Genomic DNA, 18,469 nt, shown 5'->3' on the forward strand with positions numbered 1-18,469 from the left:
AAGAAGGTGACTTTTTGGTGACTGGCCCGTATGGGTGAATCTTGTCGCGCTTATGCGGCATTCTTAACAGCGGGCCACCCGCGATACGAAGAGGAATAAATCATGAGCGACATCGCAGATCGCGTGAAAAAAATCGTTGTCGACCATTTGGGCGTTGATGAAGACAAAGTTTCTGAAACAGCATCATTCATTGATGATCTTGGCGCTGATAGCTTGGATACCGTTGAATTGGTAATGGCATTTGAAGAAGAATTTGGAATCGAAATTCCTGATGACGCTGCGGAAACAATCCAATCATTTGGTGATGCAGTTAAATTCATTACAGAAGCTTCTTAATCAAGCTTTTATAGAGTTTTACGCGGCGTACCCTTGGGTGCGCCGTTTTTTTATGCTCATCGCTCTTGTTGCGGGTTGGTTCGCTTGCTCTGACAATGAGATTTGGGTAAACAGTGGCAAAAGAAGGCGAATTGAGGATTATGATGCGCAGAGTAGTTGTTACAGGTCTTGGAATGGTATCGCCATTGGCAAGTGGTGTAGAAGAAACATGGAAGCGCCTATTGGCTGGTGAAAACGCAGCAGGCACAATTACGCGATTTGATGCAGAGAAATTTGCGACCAATTACGCCTGTGAAATCCCATTTGGCGACGGCAGCGATGGTACGTTTAATCCCGACGATTGGATGGAGCCCAAAGAGCGCCGCAAGGTCGACGATTTTATTTTGTACGGTCTAGCAGCAGCGAGCATGGCCGTAGAAGACAGCGGCTGGAAGCCCAGCTCCGAGGATGAATTTTATCGCACTGGTGTGATGATAGGCTCTGGCGTTGGCGGATTGTCAACGATTGCAGACACCTCGATCACTCTAAAAGAGCGCGGCCCGCGTCGTGTATCCCCGTTCTTCATTCCCAGTTGCTTGATTAACTTAGTATCTGGCCAAGTAGCGATCCGTCACGGGTTCAAGGGACCTAATCATGCGGTGGCGACTGCCTGTTCAACCGGTGCCCATGCTATTGGCGACGCCGCACGTTTGATCCAGTATGGGGATGCAGATGTGATGTTGGCTGGTGGGGCAGAAAATCCGATTTGTGAAATTGGTGTCGCTGGATTTAATGCCTGTAAGGCCTTGTCTACCAGCAAACGAGACGACCCGAAGGCGGCCTCGCGCCCCTATGATAAAAACCGTGATGGTTTTGTTATGGGCGAGGGGGCTGGTGTTGTTGTTTTGGAAGAATACGAACATGCGGTGGCGCGTGGCGCCAAGATCTATGCCGAGGTTTTGGGGTATGGTCTGTCTGGCGATGCCTATCATATCACAGCACCTGCCTCTGATGGGGATGGTGGATACCGTGCAATGAAGGCCGCAGTAGAGCGCGCCGGCATTGATGCGGGCGAGGTTGATTACATCAATGCTCATGGTACATCGACAATGGCCGATACAATTGAATTGGCGGCGGTTGAGCGCCTGTTGGGGGATAAGGCCGAGCATGCGACAATGTCTTCGACCAAGTCTGCTATCGGGCATCTACTGGGGGCTGCGGGAGCGGTTGAGGCTATTTTCTCGATCCTTGCAATCCGTGACCAAGTTGCGCCGCCAACGTTGAACCTGCATGATCCTGTTGATGCGAAGCTGGATTTGGCACCGCTGAAGGCTGTTAAGCGCGAGATCAATGTCGCTGTTTGCAATTCGTTTGGCTTTGGTGGCACCAACGCGTCTTTGGTTCTTGGAAAAGTGCGCTAAGATGTTTGCCCGTCATATTGCTGCAAATTTTATCAATCTGTTGATATTGTCGATTTTCGCAATGGGCGGGGTGTCTTTATGGGCAAAGGGGCAGCTAAGCGCCGAGGGCCCGTTGGATGAAGATACGCGTTTTGAGGTGAAAGCGGGTGATCGGTTTACTCCGGTTGCCAATCGTCTTGAAAAGGCGGGTATCATTTCAAATGCGATGTTGTTTCGTATTAGTGCACGTTATTCGAAACAAGACCAGAACCTAAAGTTTGGGAAATACGCTGTGCCTGCCGGGGCGACTATGGGTGATGTTCTTGCATTGATCACTTCTGGGCGTTCTGTTGGTGATCTTGTGACTTTTCCAGAGGGGTTCTCATCTTATCAGGTGGTGGATCGTTTGATGGGGGTAGAGGCCCTAACTGGGGAAATTACCACGCGTCCCCCCGAGGGCTATCTGGCACCTAACAGCTATGGCTATACCGATGGGGATGACCGACAGGCGATATTGGATAAGATGTTGGCGGCGCAGATTGTTATCTTGGATGAAGCTTGGGCCAATCGTGCGCCTGATCTACCCTTGAAATCCAAAGAAGAGGCATTGATTTTGGCCTCGATTATCGAAAAAGAAACTGGAGTATCATCAGAGCGCGAAGAAGTGGCCGCGGTGTTTATCAATCGATTGCGCAGGGGCATGAAATTGCAAACTGATCCCACGGTGATTTATGGCATTACCAAGGGCGAGAAGAGTTTGGGGCGCGGCATTCGCCGATCTGAGTTGCTAAAGAAAACGGATTACAACACCTATATAATTCCCGCCTTACCGCCAACGCCGATTGCAAACCCGGGCGCTGAGTCTATCCGTGCAGCCTTGAACCCAGCAGAATCTGAGAATCTGTTCTTTGTAGCCGATGGCACAGGGGGGCATGCTTTTGCAAAAACCTTGGCAGAGCATAATGCCAACGTTGCGAAATGGCGCAAAATCGAGCGCGAGCGCAAAGCCAATGCGGCAGAGGGCAAACAGTAGGTTGCCCTTATTTTAAAGAGGTTTGCCGAATTTGTTAACAAGTGATAAATCTGTAGTGCTTTGATTGCAAACGATTTTTCTTGACTTTGCGAACGGTCTTGGCTATACATTTAGTCAAGCTGGAAGAAGTGGGTAAGCAGATAGGGTGATCCTGTTTTCCCATTCGCCTTGGTCGGGCAACCAAAGAGAACCCACACCATATGACATTTGAAATACCCCAAGGGGTGGACGGCCTGATGTATATTCGGGAACGTGCGCTTTTGAATCTGAAGACCTATGAGCAACAATTAAGGCGGGCCATCGATGATTTGAAAAACCCTGACCCGGAGCAAAAAATTCCGGATCAATCTGTTCTTTTACGCAATTTCGAAAAAGCCAACTTTCAACTTATAGATGTGATGTTAAAAATTGAAAAAACGATCCCAGTTAAACCTGAGGCGCGGGATGGCGCGTTGGACTTTGAGGCAGCTTGCGCAGAAATTCTTGAAAAACTTGATCGGCTTGAAACCGCATCTACGCAGGAAATTTCTAAACAGTCTTGATGAAAACAGCATTCAAGCTCTGCAATGGATGTTTGAATTTTGGGCATTGCCGCATCAGGTGGAGCCACAGGGCGATTGGTATACCTGGGTGATGATCGGAGGGCGTGGAGCGGGCAAGACCCGCACAGGGGCTGAATGGATCCGTGCATTGGTCGAGGGGAAAACCCCAACCGAGGCTGGACAGTACCGGCATGTGGCCTTGATTGGAGAGACCATAGATCAGGCCCGAGAGGTGATGGTTTTTGGAGAGAGTGGTATTTTAGCCTGCTCTCCCCCAGATCGTCGCCCCGAATGGAATGGATCGCGCAAAACCTTAACTTGGCCGAATGGGGCGATGGCTTGGGTGATGTCAGCGACTAACAGCGAGGCTCTGCGTGGGCCTCAATTTGATGCGGCATGGTTGGATGAGCTGGCGAAATGGAAAAACGCAAGAGAAGCTTGGGATATGTTACAGTTCACGCTGCGCCTTGGCGAAGATCCACGGATTCTGGTGACGACATCACCAAGAAACCAATCACTGTTACGTGAAATTTTAGAGGATGATCGCACCATCGCAAGCCATGCGCCAACCTCTGCAAATCAGGTCAACCTTGCGCCTCGGTTTTATGAGCAACTGAATGCGCAATATGGGGGGACGCGCCTAGGGCGTCAGGAGTTGGATGGCGAGTTATTAGCCGCAAATGCTGACGCACTTTGGAACCTAAGGCAAATAGACAGCATGCGCCTAGAGCACGCACCTGATTTGGATCGAGTTGTTGTGGCCGTTGATCCCCCTGCCAGCAGTGGCGAGAATGCGGATGCCTGTGGAATAGTCGTTGCGGGTGCCTGCACCAAGGGGCCGGTTCAGGATTGGCGCGGATATATATTGGCGGATTTGACGATCGAAAATGCCACTCCCAATCAATGGGCGGAGGTCGCGGTGGCGGCCTATGAAGAGTATCGCGCGGATCGGATTGTGGCCGAGGTGAACCAAGGTGGAGAAATGGTTGAAAGCGTACTGCGTCAACAGTCTGCATTGATCCCTTATCGCGCGGTACATGCCACCCGCGGCAAGACCCAGCGTGCGGCCCCTATATCCGCCCTTTACGAGCAGGGGCGTATACATCACGTAGGCGCGTTTCGAACGCTAGAGGATCAAATGGTGGAGATGACCTTTGGGGGATTTACAGGGAAGGGCAGTCCAGATCGCGTTGATGCATTGGTCTGGGCGTTGACCGATTTATTGGTAACCCCAGCAAGTGCACAACGCAATCCGCGTGTGCGCAAATTATATTGATAGGAGAAAGTAAATTGGTTTTACAATTTTTAAAATCCGCCAAGGCAGAGCCCGCGGAGCACAAGGCATCTGCTGTTGCACCGGTGGTTTCGTTTCACGGCGCGGGTCGACCAGCTTGGAGCCCCCGTGATTTGGGTAGCCTTACGAAAAATGGTTTTGCCAGCAATCCCGTAGGATTTCGCTGTGTAAAGATGATCGCCGAGGCTGTGGCCGCCGTTCCTATAAAATTAAAGAGCGATGGTTCGGTATTTTCTGCGCACCCTGCGTTGGATCTATTGAAACGGCCAAACGCAATTCAGGGCCAAGCAGATTTGTGGGAAAGCTTGATCGGTCATTTGTTGTTGTCAGGGAATGCCTATTTAGAGGCTGCGCAGACGGACGAAGGTCTGCCAAAAGAGCTGTATGTTTTACGCAGTGACCGTATGCGGGTAATTCCTGGGCAGGATGGCTGGCCTATTGGATATGAATATGCCGTTGGGGCTAAAAAGCATCGGTTTGATATGACGGGGCATGTTAAGCCTATTTTGCATATCAAGAGCTTTCACCCAAGTGATGACCATTATGGATTGTCTCCGCTTCAGGCGGCCGCAACCGCATTGGACGTGCACTCGTCGGCGGCAAATTGGTCAAAGGCATTATTGGACAATGCAGCGCGTCCGTCTGGTGCAATTATCTACAAAGGCGTAGATGGTCATGCCACCATGGGGAACGATCAATATGATCGTTTGGTTAGCGAGATTGAAAATAATCATCAGGGCGCGCGTAACGCTGGGCGGCCAATGTTGTTAGAGGGTGGTCTGGATTGGAAACAGATGGGCTTTAGCCCTTCGGACATGGAGTTTCAGAAAACTAAGGAAAGTGCGGCGCGCGAGATTGCCTTGGCCTTTGGTGTGCCACCGATGGTTCTGGGCCTGCCTGGGGACAATACCTATTCCAATTTCCAAGAAGCCAATCGGGCCTTTTATCGTCAAACGATTTTGCCGTTGGCGAGTAAGGTGTCCCATTCGATTGCAAATTGGTTGGGCGAGTTTACGGGTGAGGATTTCTCGCTTGGCCCAGATTTGGACGCCATTCCGGCCCTGGCTACGGAGCGAGAGGCTCAGTGGTCACGGATATCGAACGCGGATTTCCTGAGCGATTCAGAGAAGCGGGCCCTGTTAGGATTGGGGCAAGAGATCGCACAAGGATGAGTGCGAGAGAAAGCGGTGGTTCCAAGTTTCTTTATGAACCGTTCAATGAAAATGCAGCGCGTATAGATACGCATGAGAAGGTTCTGGCTGAACGCTGGGCTGGATTAGAGCGCAGGCTGAGTATGATCGAGGCATCCCTTGAGCGATTAGAACGGCGGCTTTGGTTGGCTGTTTACGGTGTTGTCGCGGTGATCTTAACACGTGGAATTATGACATTTCTTGAAGTTTCTGCGGGATAAGTCGCGGGGATTTTGCAGGGTGCTTTGCGCCGATTTTAATGACAATATAACTGGAAAATCATATGATTTACAATAGTTTAGATGGTGTTCTTGAGACTAAGTTTCATCAGTTTGACGCCGAATACGTATCCACTGAGGGCAACAGAATAGAGGGCTATGCTAGCCTGTTTGGTATTGCGGATCAGGGTGGTGATACCGTGGCAAAGGGGGCCTATGCCCAATCATTGCACAGGTTAGATGCTAAGGGGCGCAGCGTGAAGATGCTGTGGCAACATGATCCAACGCGCCCAATTGGCGTATGGGACGAGGTAAAAGAGGATGCGACGGGGCTATATGTTCGCGGGCGTATTCTGACTGAAATTCAGGCAGGACGCGAGGCCATGGCCTTGATCGATGCGGGGGCGATTGATGGTTTGTCTATCGGGTATCGCACGGTCAAGGCCGAGCCAGCCGCCAATGGTGGGCGTATTCTGCATGAATTGGAACTTTGGGAGGTGTCGATGGTGACCTTTCCAATGCTTCCAGAGGCGCGGGTTGGTGCATCAGATCAAGATGCCCAACTGGCGAGTGATTTGGCCGATGTAATTGCACAGGCCAGACGCGAATTGCTGGCGTGATGCCAGCGCTTTCCAAACTTTCTTTGAAGGATATTTTTAATGAGCACTGATCAAAACCAATCCAAGCTCGGTCTGCAACGCAAGGGAATTTTGCCCAGTGTTGAGGTCAAGACCGAGATGGCCGGATTAATTCAAGATTTTACCAAGCAAAGCGCAGAATTGAAGTCGCGCATTCAAACTCAGGAAGAAAAACTAACTATGATGGAACGCAAAACATTGACAAACGCACGCCCAATCCTATCGCAATACGCCGAAGTCGAAGCCCCGCATCAAAAGGCATTCGCCGCTTATCTACGCTCTGGTGACGATGATGGGATGCGCTCTTTGGATGTAGAAGAAAAGGCGCTATCTACGGCTGTTTCTGCCGATGGCGGGTATTTGGTTGATCCCCAGACATCAGAGCAAATTCAATCTGTTTTGAAATCAAACGCCAGCATTCGTGCCATAGCCAACGTTGTGGCAGTAGAGGCAACGGCCTTTGATGTATTGGTCGACACCACAGATGTGGGGGCCGGTTGGGCATCTGAAACGGATCCAAGCGCCGAAACGGCTACGCCAAACATGGAACGTATTTCTATCCCGTTGCATGAATTATCTGCGTTGCCAAAGGCATCTCAGCGCCTGCTGGATGACAGCGCATTTGATGTAGAGGGTTGGTTGGCCACACGCATTGCTGATAAATTTAGCCGCGCAGAGGGTGGGGCATTTATTTCTGGTGATGGCGTAGATAAGCCAACCGGTTTCTTGGATTATACATCTGTTGAAAATTCCAGCTGGGCATGGGGGCAATTGGGGTATGTTGCCACCGGACTGGACGGCGATTTCAACAGCACTGATCCTGCGGATGCGATTGTGGATTTGGTTTATTCGCTGGGTGCACGTTACCGAGCCAATGCGACATTCGTGATGAATTCCAAAACTGCGGGCGCTGTGCGCAAGATGAAAGATGCCGATGGTCGCTTCTTGTGGTCTGATGGTTTGGCGGCAGGTGAACCTGCGCGCTTGATGGGCTATCCCGTTCTAATTGCAGAAGATATGCCAGATATCGCATCAGACGCTACCGCAATCGCATTTGGTGATTTTGCGGCCGGTTACACCATTGCAGAGCGCCCTGATATGCGCATCCTACGTGATCCGTTTAGCGCGAAGCCCAATGTTTTGTTCTATGCAACAAAACGCGTTGGTGGCGATGTTAGTGATTTCGCAGCGATCAAATTGCTGAAGTTCTCGCTCTCTTAAACTACCCTTTATGGGCCGAATTGCTGGGGAGGCATTTGCCTCCCCATCATAGCCCGCAGGTACGCCTGCGGGTGTTGGGTGCCCTTTGCATTTCTGACAGCCTCCCTCCGACCAAGAGTGCGGGGCGCCCATTTTTTGGAGACATTAATGATACTAACAGAACTTACATCAATTCCGTCTGGTTCCTTGCCCTTTTATAGTTTGAAGAACCATTTGCGGATGGGCACAGGGTTTGGCGAAGATAACCTGCAGGACCCGTTAATCGAGGCCTATCTACGGGCTGCGATTTCAACCATCGAGGCACGTCTTGGCGTTGTTTTGCTGACGCGTAACTTTTCGTGGAATTTGACCGCCTGGCGGAGTGGCCAATACCAATGTCTGCCTGTTCGACCTGTGAATTCGATTGCGGATATTACAGTCTTTGACAAAAGCGGAGGGCACAGTCTCGTTGATAGCGGTGCATATGCACTGATCAAGGATGGTCAAACGCCACGGGTTGTTCCAACCGGGGTAGGCCTGCCACAGGTGCCAACTGGTGGTGCAGTAGAGATTTCATTCGAGGCGGGTTTTGGTGCGATGTGGGAGGATCTTCCACATGACCTTGCGCATGCAGTGATCTTGTTAGCGGCACATTTTTATGAAAACCGTACAGGCGCACTAGAACCCAGCGGTGTGATGCCAATGGCTGTGCTGGCCCTGATCGAGCCCCATCGTTCGATGCGTCTGTCAGGGGGGCGCGGTCATGGGGGTTAATCTTAATCGTAAGTTGGTCTTGGAGGAGAACCAATACCAAAGCGATAGCCTGGGTGGGTTCACCAATAGTTGGATAATTCTGGGTGAGCTGTGGGGGGAAATTTCTCTACGTGGAGCACAGACACGCGATTTGGAAACCGGCGATGTTTCGCAGGTGCGATTGCGTATTGTCGTGCGCTCTGCACCTGTTGGCTCGCCAATGCGCCCAGCCCCACACCAGAGGTTTAAAGAGGGCACGCGCTGTTATGTCATCGACGCGGTAACCGAGCATGATGCATTTGGGATGTATTTGGAGTGCTGGGCCCATGAAGAGGTGGCATCATGAGCTTTCAGCATACCTTGGCGTTGCAGGCTGCTATTTTTGATATTCTTTCGAATGATCTTGGTTTGGGGTCATTGGCTGGTGGGGCGGTATACGACGAAGTTCCAGCAGGTGAGCTACCTGATACATACATTTTGATCGGTGAGGAAAAGGCACTGGATCGATCGGATTATACGTCAACCTCCACCCGCCATGACATAACAATTAGCGTGATCAGCAACCAAAGTGGTTTTTTGATCGCCAAGGCCTGTGCATCTAGAATCTGTGATTTACTGGTTGGGCAGAGTTGGGTTCTAAGCAGCGGAAACATGCGCAGCTTTCGATTGGTTACGGCGAAAGCGCGGCGCAGCACTGGTGCAGCTAACAGGCGTATCGATTTGATTTTTAAAGCATTTATTGATGAAACGTAAAAGGAGGTAAGCCTATGGCTGCTCAAAATGGTAAAGATTTACTGATTAAAGTAGATATGGATAATGCGGGTACATTCGAGACATTGGCGGGGCTGCGGGCCAGCAGAATTGCCTTCAATGCGCAAACAATCGATGTAACCTCTATCGAGAGTGCAGGTGGTTGGCGGGAATTGCTGAGCGGAGGTGGTGTGAAATCCGCCAGTATCAGTGGATCTGGTATTTTTCGTGATGCCAGCACCGACGAGCGCGCGCGTCAATTATTCTTTGATGGAACGACACCTGAATGTCAGGTGATCATCCCTGATTTCGGGACAATTGAAGGGGCGTTTCAGATCACCTCAATCGAGTATGCTGGCCAGTATGAGGGTGAGGCGACCTATGAGGTTTCGCTCGCGTCTGCTGGTGAAATTACGTTTGCGGCGCTTTGATGGTAAATCCATATCGTGGTGAATGTGCGCTGACCCTAAACGGGGTTAGCCACCCGATGCGCCTCAGTTTGGGTAGTTTAGCCGAGCTGGAATGTGCGATGAAGGATGATAGCCTGCTGTCTATGGTGCAGCGGTTTGAGACCGGAAAGTTCAAGACCCAAGATCTGATTCAGCTGTTATCTGCGGGACTTCGCGGGGCTGGATGGCAGGGTAGCGAGGCAGATCTATTAAAAGCCGAGGTTGAGGGCGGCCCCTTGGGGGCGGCCAAGGCCGCGGGACTTTTATTGAAAATTACATTTGGATTACCTGAATGAGCAAGTTGGATTGGCCCGAGCTGATGGGGCTTGGATTGCATCAGCTGGGCCTGTCTACCGATGAATTTTGGCGCTTAACCCCGCATGAATTGTTGATCAAGCTTGGCAAAACTAATCTGCAATCTGCTGGTCTTTCGCGCAGTGGGCTAGAGGCTCTTATTCACAAATATCCCGATACCGAAACAAGGAGCGATCATGGTTGATAGCAGCGAAATAGAAGCATTAGAGACCCAGCTGGATGCGTTGGAAAACAGCGTTGTGGCTACCACACAGGTCGCGCAGTCCTTTCAATCTGGTTTAAGCGGCATGCAGGACAGCCTGGCCCTAACCGAAAGAACAGTCGATGGCGTCTCTAGATCATTGTCTAACAAACTGGGTAATGCATTTACTGATTTGGTTTTTGAAGGCGCGAAATTGTCTGATGTGCTGAGCAACGTTGCGCAGTCGATGATACAGAGCACATTTAACCAAGCGGTTCAGCCGCTGACCTCGGGGATTACGGATCTGATCTCTGGGGGGATCAGCAATGCAATCGGAGCCGTTCTGCCGTTTGAAAAGGGGGGCGTGTTTTCATCTGGCCGGGTTACACCCTTTGCCAAGGGGGGGATTGTCAGCAGCCCTACGACCTTTCCTATGCGGGGTGGAACGGGGCTGATGGGCGAGGCAGGCCCTGAGGCGATCATACCCCTAGCACGCGGCTCTGATGGCGCTTTGGGGGTGCGGGGGGGCTCCGCATCGAATGTGACAGTGAATATGAATATCACGTCCCCAGATGCCAGTAGTTTCACACGATCGCGCGCGCAGGTAGCGGCAGGCATTAGCCGTGCGATTCAGCGCGGCAGACGGAATTTCTAGGAGATAATTATGAGCTTTCACGAGGATAGATTTCCAAGCGATCTGAGTTTTGGGTCAATTGGCGGGCCCGTACGTCGTACCGATGTGGTGACGTTAGATAGTGGTTTTGAAGAGCGCAATACACCTTGGGCACATTCTAGGCGTAGATTTGATGCTGGTGTGTCCATGAGATCTGTAGATGACTTACAAAAGCTAATCGCATTTTTTGAGGCGCGCCGCGGGCGCATGTATGGGTTTCGTTGGAAGGATTGGAGCGACTACAAGAGCTCGATCACATCGCAACCTGTTGGGATCGCAGACCAAGTCATTGGGATAGGCGATGGCACAACAACAGCATATCAGCTGTGCAAAACCTATCGATCTGGTGGGCAAGAGTATTGTCGTAAGATCGACAAGCCGGTATTGGGGACGATTGTTTGTGCTGTGGATGGGGTACAATATTTCGAAGGCGAGCATGTAGAATTTGATATCAAGACAGGTTTATTGAATTTTCATGAGCCGCCCTCAGAAACGGCTGTGATTTCCGCCGGGTTTGAATTTGATGTGCCGGTGCGTTTTGATACGGATCAGCTAGAGTTGTCTGCTGCGGGTTTCGAAGCTGGCGAAATTCCTTCGGTTCCAGTGTTGGAGGTGCGGATATAATGCGCAATATTTCTGACGCGCTAAAGGCGCATTTAGCAAGCGGAAACACAACGATTTGCCGATGTTGGAAAATCCAGCGCACCGATGGCGTGATTCTAGGGTTTTCTGATCATGATCAAACACTCGCCTTCGAGGGGGCAGTCTTTGAAGCGGAATCAGGTCTAGATGCCACCGCGCTACAAACCGCAGTTGGGTTGAATGTGGACAATTCCGAAGCCACAGGCGCACTGAGCTCGGATGGGATCACCAGTGCGGATATCGGCGCTGGAAAATATGACGATGCAGAGGTTTACATCTGGATCGTAAATTGGATGGATGTGGCGCAGCGCTATATGATTTTCCGGGGAAAACTGGGCGAAATTACGATTGGAGCGCGTAGTTTTTCTGCGGAATTACGCAGTGTTTCTGACCAGTTAAATCGCCCCGTTGGGCGCACATATCTGAAGCAATGCTCGGCCCAGCTTGGGGACAAGGGATGCAAATTTGCGCTGGACAGCGAAAACTGGGTTCGGGAGTTTGCTCTGCGCCGTTCTAAGGATCGCAGTGTTCTCTACTTGGATCCAGCTGAGGATTTAGAGAGCGATTGGTTTTCCTTTGGTACTGCTACATTCCTATCGGGAGAAAACCAATCGGTCACAACGGTGATCCGCAGTGATCAAATTATCAACAGCGAACGGCGCATCGAGCTGAGTGAGAAGCTGTATTTTGCACCACAGGCAGGAGATGTTGTGCGCCTAAGTGTAGGATGTGACAAGCAAGCCGAAACATGTGGATCCAAATTTAATAATATCAAAAACTTCCAAGGTTTTCCCTTTGTACCTGGCGAGGATTGGAGTTTATCTTTTCCAACTTCGGCCAATTCAATTTCGACCTCTTGATGATTGCTGCGGATACAAACCAAGTAATCTCGGTCGCAAGAACATGGATTGGCACACCGTATCAACATCAAGCCAGTGTTATAGGAGGTGGCGCCGATTGCTTGGGGTTGATCCGTGGTATCTGGCGCGAGGTGGTGGGGGATGACCCTTGTGAAATCTATACCTATTCTTCTGATTGGGGGGAGGTTTCGCGTAGAGAGGTTCTTCTGGAGGGGCTTGAAAGATGGTTGTTGCGTCTGCCAGTTGATTTGTCAAAATCTGGGACAGTTTTGGCATTTTGCATGCGTGAAAACAGTATTGCGAAGCATCTAGGTGTGCTTGGTCATGATGATCAATGCGCCCCCTATATCATACACAGTACAAATCGAACAGGTGTCGTTGAGACGCCTTTGACCCATGCGTGGCAACGCCGGTGCGTTGCTCAATTTGAATTTCCCAAAAGGATAGATGAATGGCAACTTTAGTACTTTCTGCGGCGGGTGCCGCGCTCGGGGGCTCCGTAGGTGGGGCTGTTTTGGGAATTTCCACCGCTGCTATTGGGCAGGCTCTTGGGGCCTCGATTGGGGGGGTGATTGACCAAAGCCTATTTGGCGTCGGGGATCAAACAATAGCCAGCGGCCAGATAGATAGTTTTCGTCTACAAAGTAGTGCCGAGGGAGCCGCAATTCCGCGATTGGCAGGGCGAACCCGTGTGGCGGGTCAATTAATTTGGGCCAGCGATTTCTATGAGGCGGTTTCAAGTTCAAGTTCAGGAGGGGGCAAGTTCAATTCCCAACCGACGATCACAACCAATGCTTATAGTTATTCCGTGAATCTTGCCTTTGCGTTATGCGAGGGAGAGATTGTGAAAATCGGGCGCATCTGGGCCGATGGTGAAGAGGTTGATCGCAGCGCGCTGAGTTATACGGTGTATACTGGATCCGCGGATCAGCAGCCGGACCCGACAATTTCAGCCCATGAAGGGATTGAAAACACACCTGCATTTCGCGGCACTGCATATATTGTATTTGACGAGATGCAGTTAGAGCAGTTTGGCAACAGAATACCGCAGCTGAATTTTGAAGTATTTAGGCGTGCAGAGCCATTAGATGTGGATGCCGAAGTCGCCACAGATATGATCCCTGCGGTGGCATTGATCCCAGGCAGTGGTGAATATTCATTGGCGACCACACCCGTGAGTTACCGCGGTGACTATGGCAATACGCAATCTGCGAATGTGCACACTAATCGGGGTAAGACAGATTTTGCCTTGTCGATGGACGATCTAAAAACGGATTTGCCCAACTGTAATTCTATTTCTCTGGTGGTTAGCTGGTTTGGTAGTGATCTGCGCTGCGGCCAGTGCGAGTTACGCCCGAAAGTTGAGCATAAAAATGCGGATGGACATGAAATGCCATGGCGCGTCGGGCCAGTCTCGCGTGGCGCAGCACAGAGGGTATCTGTGATCGATGAACGACCTGTTTTTGGTGGCACACCCTGTGATGCATCGATTGTAGAGGCGATCTCGCATATCAGCAACGCAGGACAGCAAGTTGTTTTCTATCCCTTTATATTGATGGATATTCAGGTCGGAAATGCGTTGCCTGATCCCTATGGATTTGGGGCTGAGCAACCAGCGATCCCCTGGCGGGGGCGCATTACGGCCTCTGTGGCGCCAAATATGGCGGGAACCACGGATAAAACTGCGTTGATCCACCAAGAGGTTGATCAATTTTTTGGTTCAGCGGGGATTGAAGACTTTAGCATTGAAAATGGCGAAGTTTCATATTCTGGACCGTCAGAATGGTCCTATCGGCGCTTTATTTTGCACAATGCCTATCTTTGTGCGTTGGCAGGTGGTGTAGAGGCATTTTGCATTGGGTCAGAGTTGCGCGGGATTACGCGCCTACGTGATGAAACCAATGGTTTCCCAGTTGTGCAACATTTGATGCAGTTGGCCGATGATGTGCGCAACATTCTAGGTGCAAGCACTAAAATCGGATATGCCGCTGATTGGTCGGAATATTTCGGATATCATCCAGCTGATGGATCGGGGGATGTGTTTTATAATCTTGATCAACTATGGGCGCATGAGAATATCGATTTTGTTGGCATCGACAACTATATGCCCTTGTCCGATTGGCGAGATACCCCTGGGCATCAAGACGAAGCCTATGGTGAAATTTACAACCAACAGTATTTGATGGACAATATCGAAGGCGGCGAGGGGTTTGATTGGTACTATGGCTCTGATCTAGATCGAGAATCTCAGATCCGTACCCCCATTACAGATGGTGCGTATCAGGAGCCGTGGACCTATCGCTATAAGGATATTCGAAACTGGTGGGGCAATTATCACTATGACCGAATAGGGGGAGTGAAAAGCGCGGAGAAAACCAGCTGGGAGCCACAGGGAAAACCCATCTGGTTTACCGAGTTGGGGTTCCCTGCGGTAGACAAGGCAACCAACCAGCCAAATGTGTTTGTTGATCCAAAATCATCTGAGTCTTCTGCGCCATATTTTTCAAATAGATCCCATGATCCTGACATTCAATCAATCGCGATTAAGTCAGTTTTGTCCTATTGGGGGGATGAAACGAACAATCCTGTGTCTAAGGTCTACAATGGGCCGATGATCGACGTTAGTCGTACTCATATATGGGCTTGGGATGCGCGACCTTGGCCTGATTTTCCTATGCGTACCAGCACATGGTCCGATGGCGAGAATTTTGAGCTTGGGCATTGGGTATCTGGTCGAATGGGGGGAACCGAATTATCAGCGCTGGTCGCCGAAATTTGTGAATATGCAGGGGTCACATCCTATGATGTATCGTCCCTAACTCGGATGGTAACCGGCTTTACGATCTCGTCAACGCAAACAGCGCGCAGCAGTCTTGAAGCCTTGATGACCGCCTATAATTTCAACTGTGTCGAGGTTGAAGGCGTGTTGGTATTTCAGATGTTGCCAATGGCTAAGAATTGGGTGTTGGATGCGCAGGGGTTTGTTGTGGATGATAGCAAGACCGAGGCTTTCCAACTGACACGTAACTCTAATGTCTCGATGCCAGATCAATTGTTCCTAAGTTTTTGGAATCCCGATCAGAATTATCAATACGCACAGGTTGATGCGCAAACTACAAGCGCGGGATCGCCAACGGTTTCCAAGGTGGAACTTCCGGTTGTACTGTCCAATAACCAAGCCCATAGCGTAGCCAAAGATTTGTTATCGGAAATGCGCCAGGGACGCGAAAAGATAACGTTCACGGTGCCGCCTTCTCAAACGGAAATTCAGGTCGGAGACGTTTTCAGTATCGCAGGTGCGGTTTCCCCTGCAGAGTTTCGGATTGAAGGTATCGAAGAGCAGGGGGTGCGCGTGATCGAGGCGTCACGTGTTGATCTGTTTAAAACTCTTCCCAAAACGATCAGCAATACCCGCTCGACCTTGCCAGAGGTCTTGGTGCCGGCATCGGTTTATGGCGAGATATTGAATTTGCCGCAACTTTCGGCACAGGCCTCCGGTTCTGCGCCCTATGTCGCCATCAGCGCCAATCCCTGGCCTGGTCAAGTGGCGGTCTATTCTGCTGGAGATGGTGTGGCCTATGAGTTAGAATATGTCGCCAACCGTGCATCCATTTTTGGTACAACTTTGGAGCCGCTGAAAAAGGCAAATGCACATTATTGGTCACGTGTTTCTATGGATGTCTCGATTAGCAATGGTGCCTTGGCATCTGTAAGTGATGCGCAGGTATTTGATGGCAAAAATGCTGTGGCAATTCGCGCACAGGAAGATGACGAATGGGAGGTCTTCCAATTCGCAAACGCTGTTTTGAACGCGGATGGTAGCTATACGCTGTCACGGCTTCTTCGCGGCCAACTAGGCACCGATGCCTATATACCAGACAGTTATCCCGCTGGTAGCCAATTGGTATTCTTGGACGATAACATTGGCCAGCTTTCTGTCAGTGAGGCTCAAATATTGGTACCAAGAAGCTACCGGATCGGCCCAGCCGCTAAGGCCCATTCAGACGAGAGTTATGATGAGTATGTGGTTGCTCCGCAGGGAACTGGTTTGCGGCCTTTCTCGCCGGTCCATTTGCGCGCTGCGCTGCAAGGCAATGGTGACATCGCGCTCAGTTGGATCAGGCGGACGCGGCAGTTCGGGGATTACTGGAATGCCAAAGAAGTTCCCTTGGTTGAGGACAATGAAACCTATCAGGTACAGGTGGTTCAAGGGGGGATGGTTTTACGCGAGGAAACGTTAGGGGCCGCGCATTTTGATTATGATGTCTCAATGCAAACAACAGACGGCGTTAGTGGCGGAATAGAATTTTTAGTATGCCAAGTGTCAGATATTTATGGCGCTGGGCCAACAACAAGGATTGAAATAAATGTTTGAGACAAATGAATTTGGTTTGCCACTATTACAGGCTTCGCAAGCGCAAAAACATGTAACCGTAAACGAAGCTATCACGCGTTTGGATGCGATGGTGCAAATGCGACTGGAGAGCATTTCGGAGAACCAACCGCCTGTATCGCCAAACGAGGGTGCACTGTATGGGGTCGCGCCAGGCGCCGTTGCTGCTTGGGCCGGGCAAGAAGGTATGCTGGCGGTATTCTCAAACGGTGGGTGGGTTTTTATTGCGCCTAAAGATGGCTGGCGAGCATGGGTAATTGATCAATCCAGCGAGATGACCTTCCTTGGCGGTGTTTGGGTTTCGGCGACTATTGGTGGAAATGAGTTGTTGAATACCGGCGTATTTGGTGCAGCGACACGATCACGCATTATCGAAGTAGATCAGGTACTATCTGCGGGCGCGCACAGCGATACGTCGAATGTTATTCCAGACAGCTGTTATGTCTTGGCGGTGACCACCCGTGTAACCGAGGAAATAATCACGGACGGCGCGACTGATTGGAGGCTGGGCCTTAGCTGGGATGGCTCACGTTATGGGTCTGGCCGTAGCCTGTCTTTGAATGCCACTGATTTTGCCAGCATTGCGCAGAAAATGTACTATTATCGCACATCGAATTCTCTGCGCTTGCAGCCAACCAGCGGTCAATTTGTTAGCGGTCGCGTTAGTATTGCCCTGCATTGCCTGACATTCGAGTGGCCCTCGGCGGTTTAGTCTGGCGCCTTGTGGTGGTTTTCACATTTCAGTTCTAGGTCTGTTCAAACAATTTTGGTTTTGTTATGGTTTGATCAACATAAGGAACTAAACATGGCTGAAACATCACATGAATTGCGTTCGGTGGACCCGGTCTGGGATCGCATTAGCGCAGAGGCACAAAGCTTGGTGCAGAGCGAGCCCATTCTTGGGGGCTTGGTTCATTCCAGCATTCTGCATCACGCAAGCTTTGAGTCTGCGTTGGGCTATCGCATCGCTTTGAAATTGGCATCTGACGAGATGCCTGCCCAGATCATCCGTGAAATAGCCGACGAGGCGGTCTTGTCTGAACCCAAAATTGCCCATGCGGCGCGGGCAGATGCCGTGGCAGTATTTGATCGCGATCCAGCATGCCACCAGTTGTTACAACCATTGTTGTTTTTCAAGGGCTATCAGGCGTTGCAGTCTTTTCGTGTTTCAAATTGGTTGTGGCAACAAAATCGCAGGCAGCTGGCATATTTTTTCCAAATGCGATGTTCGGAGGTGTTTGGTGTAGACATCCATCCGAATGCCACCATGGGGCAAGGAATTATGATCGATCATGCACATTCCATTGTTATCGGTGAAACCGCGCGTGTTGGCGATAATGTGTCTATGTTGCACTCGGTTACATTGGGCGGCACGGGCAAGGCGGATGGAGTGCGGCATCCTAAAATCGAGAACGGAGTTTTGATCGGTGCAGGTGCAAAGGTATTGGGCAATATTACTGTTGGTAATTGCTCGAAAATTGCAGCCGGGTCTGTTGTTTTAAGCGAGGTGCCGCCCTGCAAAACCGTAGCAGGGATTCCTGCGAAAATTGTTGGCGAGGCTGGTTGTGATCAACCGTCACAATCTATGAATCAACTATTTAGCGGATGTAACGAGAAATAAGT

The 18,469-nt window shown here is 50.6% G+C and carries 22 protein-coding genes; all 22 read left to right on the plus strand.

What is annotated here, in order from left to right; all coding sequences use genetic code 11:
- Positions 1 to 102: 102 nt before the first annotated feature.
- The 22 genes from QQL62_RS01680 to cysE all read left to right on the plus strand — a co-directional run bounded on the left by QQL62_RS01680 (position 103) and on the right by cysE (position 18,467).
- Positions 103 to 336, plus strand: a complete 234-nt coding sequence (locus tag QQL62_RS01680) for an acyl carrier protein (RefSeq protein ID WP_284375560.1) — start codon at positions 103 to 105, stop codon at positions 334 to 336.
- Positions 337 to 479: 143 nt separating this feature from the next.
- Complete coding sequence (fabF, locus tag QQL62_RS01685) at positions 480 to 1,736, plus strand: beta-ketoacyl-ACP synthase II (protein WP_284377172.1); 1,257 nt, start codon at positions 480 to 482, stop codon at positions 1,734 to 1,736.
- Between the two features lies 1 nt (position 1,737).
- Complete coding sequence (gene mltG, locus QQL62_RS01690) at positions 1,738 to 2,748, plus strand: endolytic transglycosylase MltG (RefSeq protein ID WP_284375561.1); 1,011 nt, start codon at positions 1,738 to 1,740, stop codon at positions 2,746 to 2,748.
- 200 nt (positions 2,749 to 2,948) lie between these two features.
- On the plus strand, positions 2,949 to 3,290 hold the full coding sequence (locus QQL62_RS01695; RefSeq protein WP_284375564.1) for a hypothetical protein: 342 nt from the start codon (positions 2,949 to 2,951) through the stop codon (positions 3,288 to 3,290).
- Positions 3,291 to 3,318: 28 nt separating this feature from the next.
- Positions 3,319 to 4,566 carry a DNA-packaging protein gene (locus tag QQL62_RS01700; RefSeq protein WP_284375566.1) on the plus strand — a complete coding sequence of 416 codons (1,248 nt, stop codon included), beginning with the start codon at positions 3,319 to 3,321 and terminating at the stop codon, positions 4,564 to 4,566.
- Positions 4,567 to 4,580: 14 nt separating this feature from the next.
- Positions 4,581 to 5,756 (plus strand): phage portal protein, encoded by a 1,176-nt coding sequence (locus QQL62_RS01705; RefSeq protein ID WP_284375569.1) that lies wholly within the window; start codon positions 4,581 to 4,583, stop codon positions 5,754 to 5,756.
- Positions 5,753 to 5,995 carry a GTA head formation protein, RCAP_rcc01685 family gene (locus QQL62_RS01710; protein ID WP_284375571.1) on the plus strand — a complete coding sequence of 81 codons (243 nt, stop codon included), beginning with the start codon at positions 5,753 to 5,755 and terminating at the stop codon, positions 5,993 to 5,995. Before QQL62_RS01705 ends, QQL62_RS01710 begins: the two co-directional genes overlap by 4 nt.
- A 62-nt stretch (positions 5,996 to 6,057) precedes the next feature.
- Entirely contained in the window at positions 6,058 to 6,612 is a 555-nt protein-coding gene (locus tag QQL62_RS01715) for an HK97 family phage prohead protease (protein WP_284375573.1), read from the plus strand.
- A 39-nt stretch (positions 6,613 to 6,651) separates the two neighbouring features.
- Positions 6,652 to 7,851, plus strand: a complete 1,200-nt coding sequence (locus QQL62_RS01720; protein ID WP_284375575.1) for a phage major capsid protein — start codon at positions 6,652 to 6,654, stop codon at positions 7,849 to 7,851.
- A 147-nt stretch (positions 7,852 to 7,998) separates the two neighbouring features.
- Positions 7,999 to 8,604 (plus strand): head-tail connector protein, encoded by a 606-nt coding sequence (locus tag QQL62_RS01725; protein ID WP_284375577.1) that lies wholly within the window; start codon positions 7,999 to 8,001, stop codon positions 8,602 to 8,604.
- Positions 8,594 to 8,929, plus strand: coding sequence for a head-tail adaptor protein (locus tag QQL62_RS01730; RefSeq protein WP_284375579.1), 336 nt, complete (start codon positions 8,594 to 8,596; stop codon positions 8,927 to 8,929). Before QQL62_RS01725 ends, QQL62_RS01730 begins: the two co-directional genes overlap by 11 nt.
- Positions 8,926 to 9,336: a DUF3168 domain-containing protein gene (locus QQL62_RS01735; RefSeq protein WP_284375581.1), complete on the plus strand. Its 411-nt coding sequence runs from the start codon at positions 8,926 to 8,928 to the stop codon at positions 9,334 to 9,336. Before QQL62_RS01730 ends, QQL62_RS01735 begins: the two co-directional genes overlap by 4 nt.
- Before the next feature lie 14 nt (positions 9,337 to 9,350).
- On the plus strand, positions 9,351 to 9,764 hold the full coding sequence (locus QQL62_RS01740) for a phage major tail protein, TP901-1 family (protein WP_284375583.1): 414 nt from the start codon (positions 9,351 to 9,353) through the stop codon (positions 9,762 to 9,764).
- On the plus strand, positions 9,764 to 10,078 hold the full coding sequence (locus tag QQL62_RS01745; protein WP_284375585.1) for a gene transfer agent family protein: 315 nt from the start codon (positions 9,764 to 9,766) through the stop codon (positions 10,076 to 10,078). The genes QQL62_RS01740 and QQL62_RS01745 overlap by 1 nt, the downstream gene beginning before the upstream one ends.
- Entirely contained in the window at positions 10,075 to 10,281 is a 207-nt protein-coding gene (locus tag QQL62_RS01750) for a rcc01693 family protein (protein ID WP_284375587.1), read from the plus strand. Before QQL62_RS01745 ends, QQL62_RS01750 begins: the two co-directional genes overlap by 4 nt.
- The gene (locus tag QQL62_RS01755; protein WP_284375589.1) at positions 10,274 to 10,933 is read left to right on the plus strand and encodes a phage tail tape measure protein; all 660 of its coding nucleotides are present in this window, start codon (positions 10,274 to 10,276) and stop codon (positions 10,931 to 10,933) included. The genes QQL62_RS01750 and QQL62_RS01755 overlap by 8 nt, the downstream gene beginning before the upstream one ends.
- Positions 10,934 to 10,942: 9 nt before the next feature.
- Complete coding sequence (locus tag QQL62_RS01760) at positions 10,943 to 11,575, plus strand: DUF2460 domain-containing protein (protein WP_284375591.1); 633 nt, start codon at positions 10,943 to 10,945, stop codon at positions 11,573 to 11,575.
- Positions 11,575 to 12,453: a DUF2163 domain-containing protein gene (locus tag QQL62_RS01765; RefSeq protein WP_284375593.1), complete on the plus strand. Its 879-nt coding sequence runs from the start codon at positions 11,575 to 11,577 to the stop codon at positions 12,451 to 12,453. The genes QQL62_RS01760 and QQL62_RS01765 overlap by 1 nt, the downstream gene beginning before the upstream one ends.
- Positions 12,453 to 12,917 carry a C40 family peptidase gene (locus tag QQL62_RS01770; protein WP_284375595.1) on the plus strand — a complete coding sequence of 155 codons (465 nt, stop codon included), beginning with the start codon at positions 12,453 to 12,455 and terminating at the stop codon, positions 12,915 to 12,917. Before QQL62_RS01765 ends, QQL62_RS01770 begins: the two co-directional genes overlap by 1 nt.
- Complete coding sequence (locus QQL62_RS01775) at positions 12,905 to 16,828, plus strand: baseplate multidomain protein megatron (protein WP_284375597.1); 3,924 nt, start codon at positions 12,905 to 12,907, stop codon at positions 16,826 to 16,828. The genes QQL62_RS01770 and QQL62_RS01775 overlap by 13 nt, the downstream gene beginning before the upstream one ends.
- Positions 16,821 to 17,558 (plus strand): DUF2793 domain-containing protein, encoded by a 738-nt coding sequence (locus tag QQL62_RS01780; RefSeq protein ID WP_284375599.1) that lies wholly within the window; start codon positions 16,821 to 16,823, stop codon positions 17,556 to 17,558. The genes QQL62_RS01775 and QQL62_RS01780 overlap by 8 nt, the downstream gene beginning before the upstream one ends.
- Before the next feature lie 93 nt (positions 17,559 to 17,651).
- Complete coding sequence (gene cysE / locus QQL62_RS01785) at positions 17,652 to 18,467, plus strand: serine O-acetyltransferase (RefSeq protein WP_284375601.1); 816 nt, start codon at positions 17,652 to 17,654, stop codon at positions 18,465 to 18,467.
- Positions 18,468 to 18,469: the final 2 nt, after the last annotated feature.

The organism is Amylibacter marinus (genome assembly GCF_030160015.1).
Lineage (GTDB): Bacteria > Pseudomonadota > Alphaproteobacteria > Rhodobacterales > Rhodobacteraceae > Amylibacter > Amylibacter marinus.

Excerpts from the sequence above, each read along its gene's own strand:
- fabF (WP_284377172.1), top strand. The coding sequence starts at position 480 with ATGCGCAGAGTAGTTGTTACAGGTCTTGGAATGGTATCGCCATTGGCA.
- QQL62_RS01715 (WP_284375573.1), top strand. The coding sequence starts at position 6,058 with ATGATTTACAATAGTTTAGATGGTGTTCTTGAGACTAAGTTTCATCAG.
- QQL62_RS01750 (WP_284375587.1), top strand. The coding sequence starts at position 10,075 with ATGAGCAAGTTGGATTGGCCCGAGCTGATGGGGCTTGGATTGCATCAG.
- mltG (WP_284375561.1), top strand. The coding sequence starts at position 1,738 with ATGTTTGCCCGTCATATTGCTGCAAATTTTATCAATCTGTTGATATTG.
- QQL62_RS01770 (WP_284375595.1), top strand. The coding sequence starts at position 12,453 with ATGATTGCTGCGGATACAAACCAAGTAATCTCGGTCGCAAGAACATGG.
- QQL62_RS01700 (WP_284375566.1), top strand. The coding sequence starts at position 3,319 with ATGTTTGAATTTTGGGCATTGCCGCATCAGGTGGAGCCACAGGGCGAT.
- QQL62_RS01720 (WP_284375575.1), top strand. The coding sequence starts at position 6,652 with ATGAGCACTGATCAAAACCAATCCAAGCTCGGTCTGCAACGCAAGGGA.
- QQL62_RS01710 (WP_284375571.1), top strand. The coding sequence starts at position 5,753 with ATGAGTGCGAGAGAAAGCGGTGGTTCCAAGTTTCTTTATGAACCGTTC.
- QQL62_RS01735 (WP_284375581.1), top strand. The coding sequence starts at position 8,926 with ATGAGCTTTCAGCATACCTTGGCGTTGCAGGCTGCTATTTTTGATATT.
- QQL62_RS01765 (WP_284375593.1), top strand. The coding sequence starts at position 11,575 with ATGCGCAATATTTCTGACGCGCTAAAGGCGCATTTAGCAAGCGGAAAC.
- QQL62_RS01755 (WP_284375589.1), top strand. The coding sequence starts at position 10,274 with ATGGTTGATAGCAGCGAAATAGAAGCATTAGAGACCCAGCTGGATGCG.
- QQL62_RS01725 (WP_284375577.1), top strand. The coding sequence starts at position 7,999 with ATGATACTAACAGAACTTACATCAATTCCGTCTGGTTCCTTGCCCTTT.
- QQL62_RS01730 (WP_284375579.1), top strand. The coding sequence starts at position 8,594 with ATGGGGGTTAATCTTAATCGTAAGTTGGTCTTGGAGGAGAACCAATAC.
- QQL62_RS01780 (WP_284375599.1), top strand. The coding sequence starts at position 16,821 with ATGTTTGAGACAAATGAATTTGGTTTGCCACTATTACAGGCTTCGCAA.
- QQL62_RS01695 (WP_284375564.1), top strand. The coding sequence starts at position 2,949 with ATGACATTTGAAATACCCCAAGGGGTGGACGGCCTGATGTATATTCGG.
- cysE (WP_284375601.1), top strand. The coding sequence starts at position 17,652 with ATGGCTGAAACATCACATGAATTGCGTTCGGTGGACCCGGTCTGGGAT.
- QQL62_RS01745 (WP_284375585.1), top strand. The coding sequence starts at position 9,764 with ATGGTAAATCCATATCGTGGTGAATGTGCGCTGACCCTAAACGGGGTT.
- QQL62_RS01760 (WP_284375591.1), top strand. The coding sequence starts at position 10,943 with ATGAGCTTTCACGAGGATAGATTTCCAAGCGATCTGAGTTTTGGGTCA.
- QQL62_RS01680 (WP_284375560.1), top strand. The coding sequence starts at position 103 with ATGAGCGACATCGCAGATCGCGTGAAAAAAATCGTTGTCGACCATTTG.
- QQL62_RS01740 (WP_284375583.1), top strand. The coding sequence starts at position 9,351 with ATGGCTGCTCAAAATGGTAAAGATTTACTGATTAAAGTAGATATGGAT.
- QQL62_RS01775 (WP_284375597.1), top strand. The coding sequence starts at position 12,905 with ATGGCAACTTTAGTACTTTCTGCGGCGGGTGCCGCGCTCGGGGGCTCC.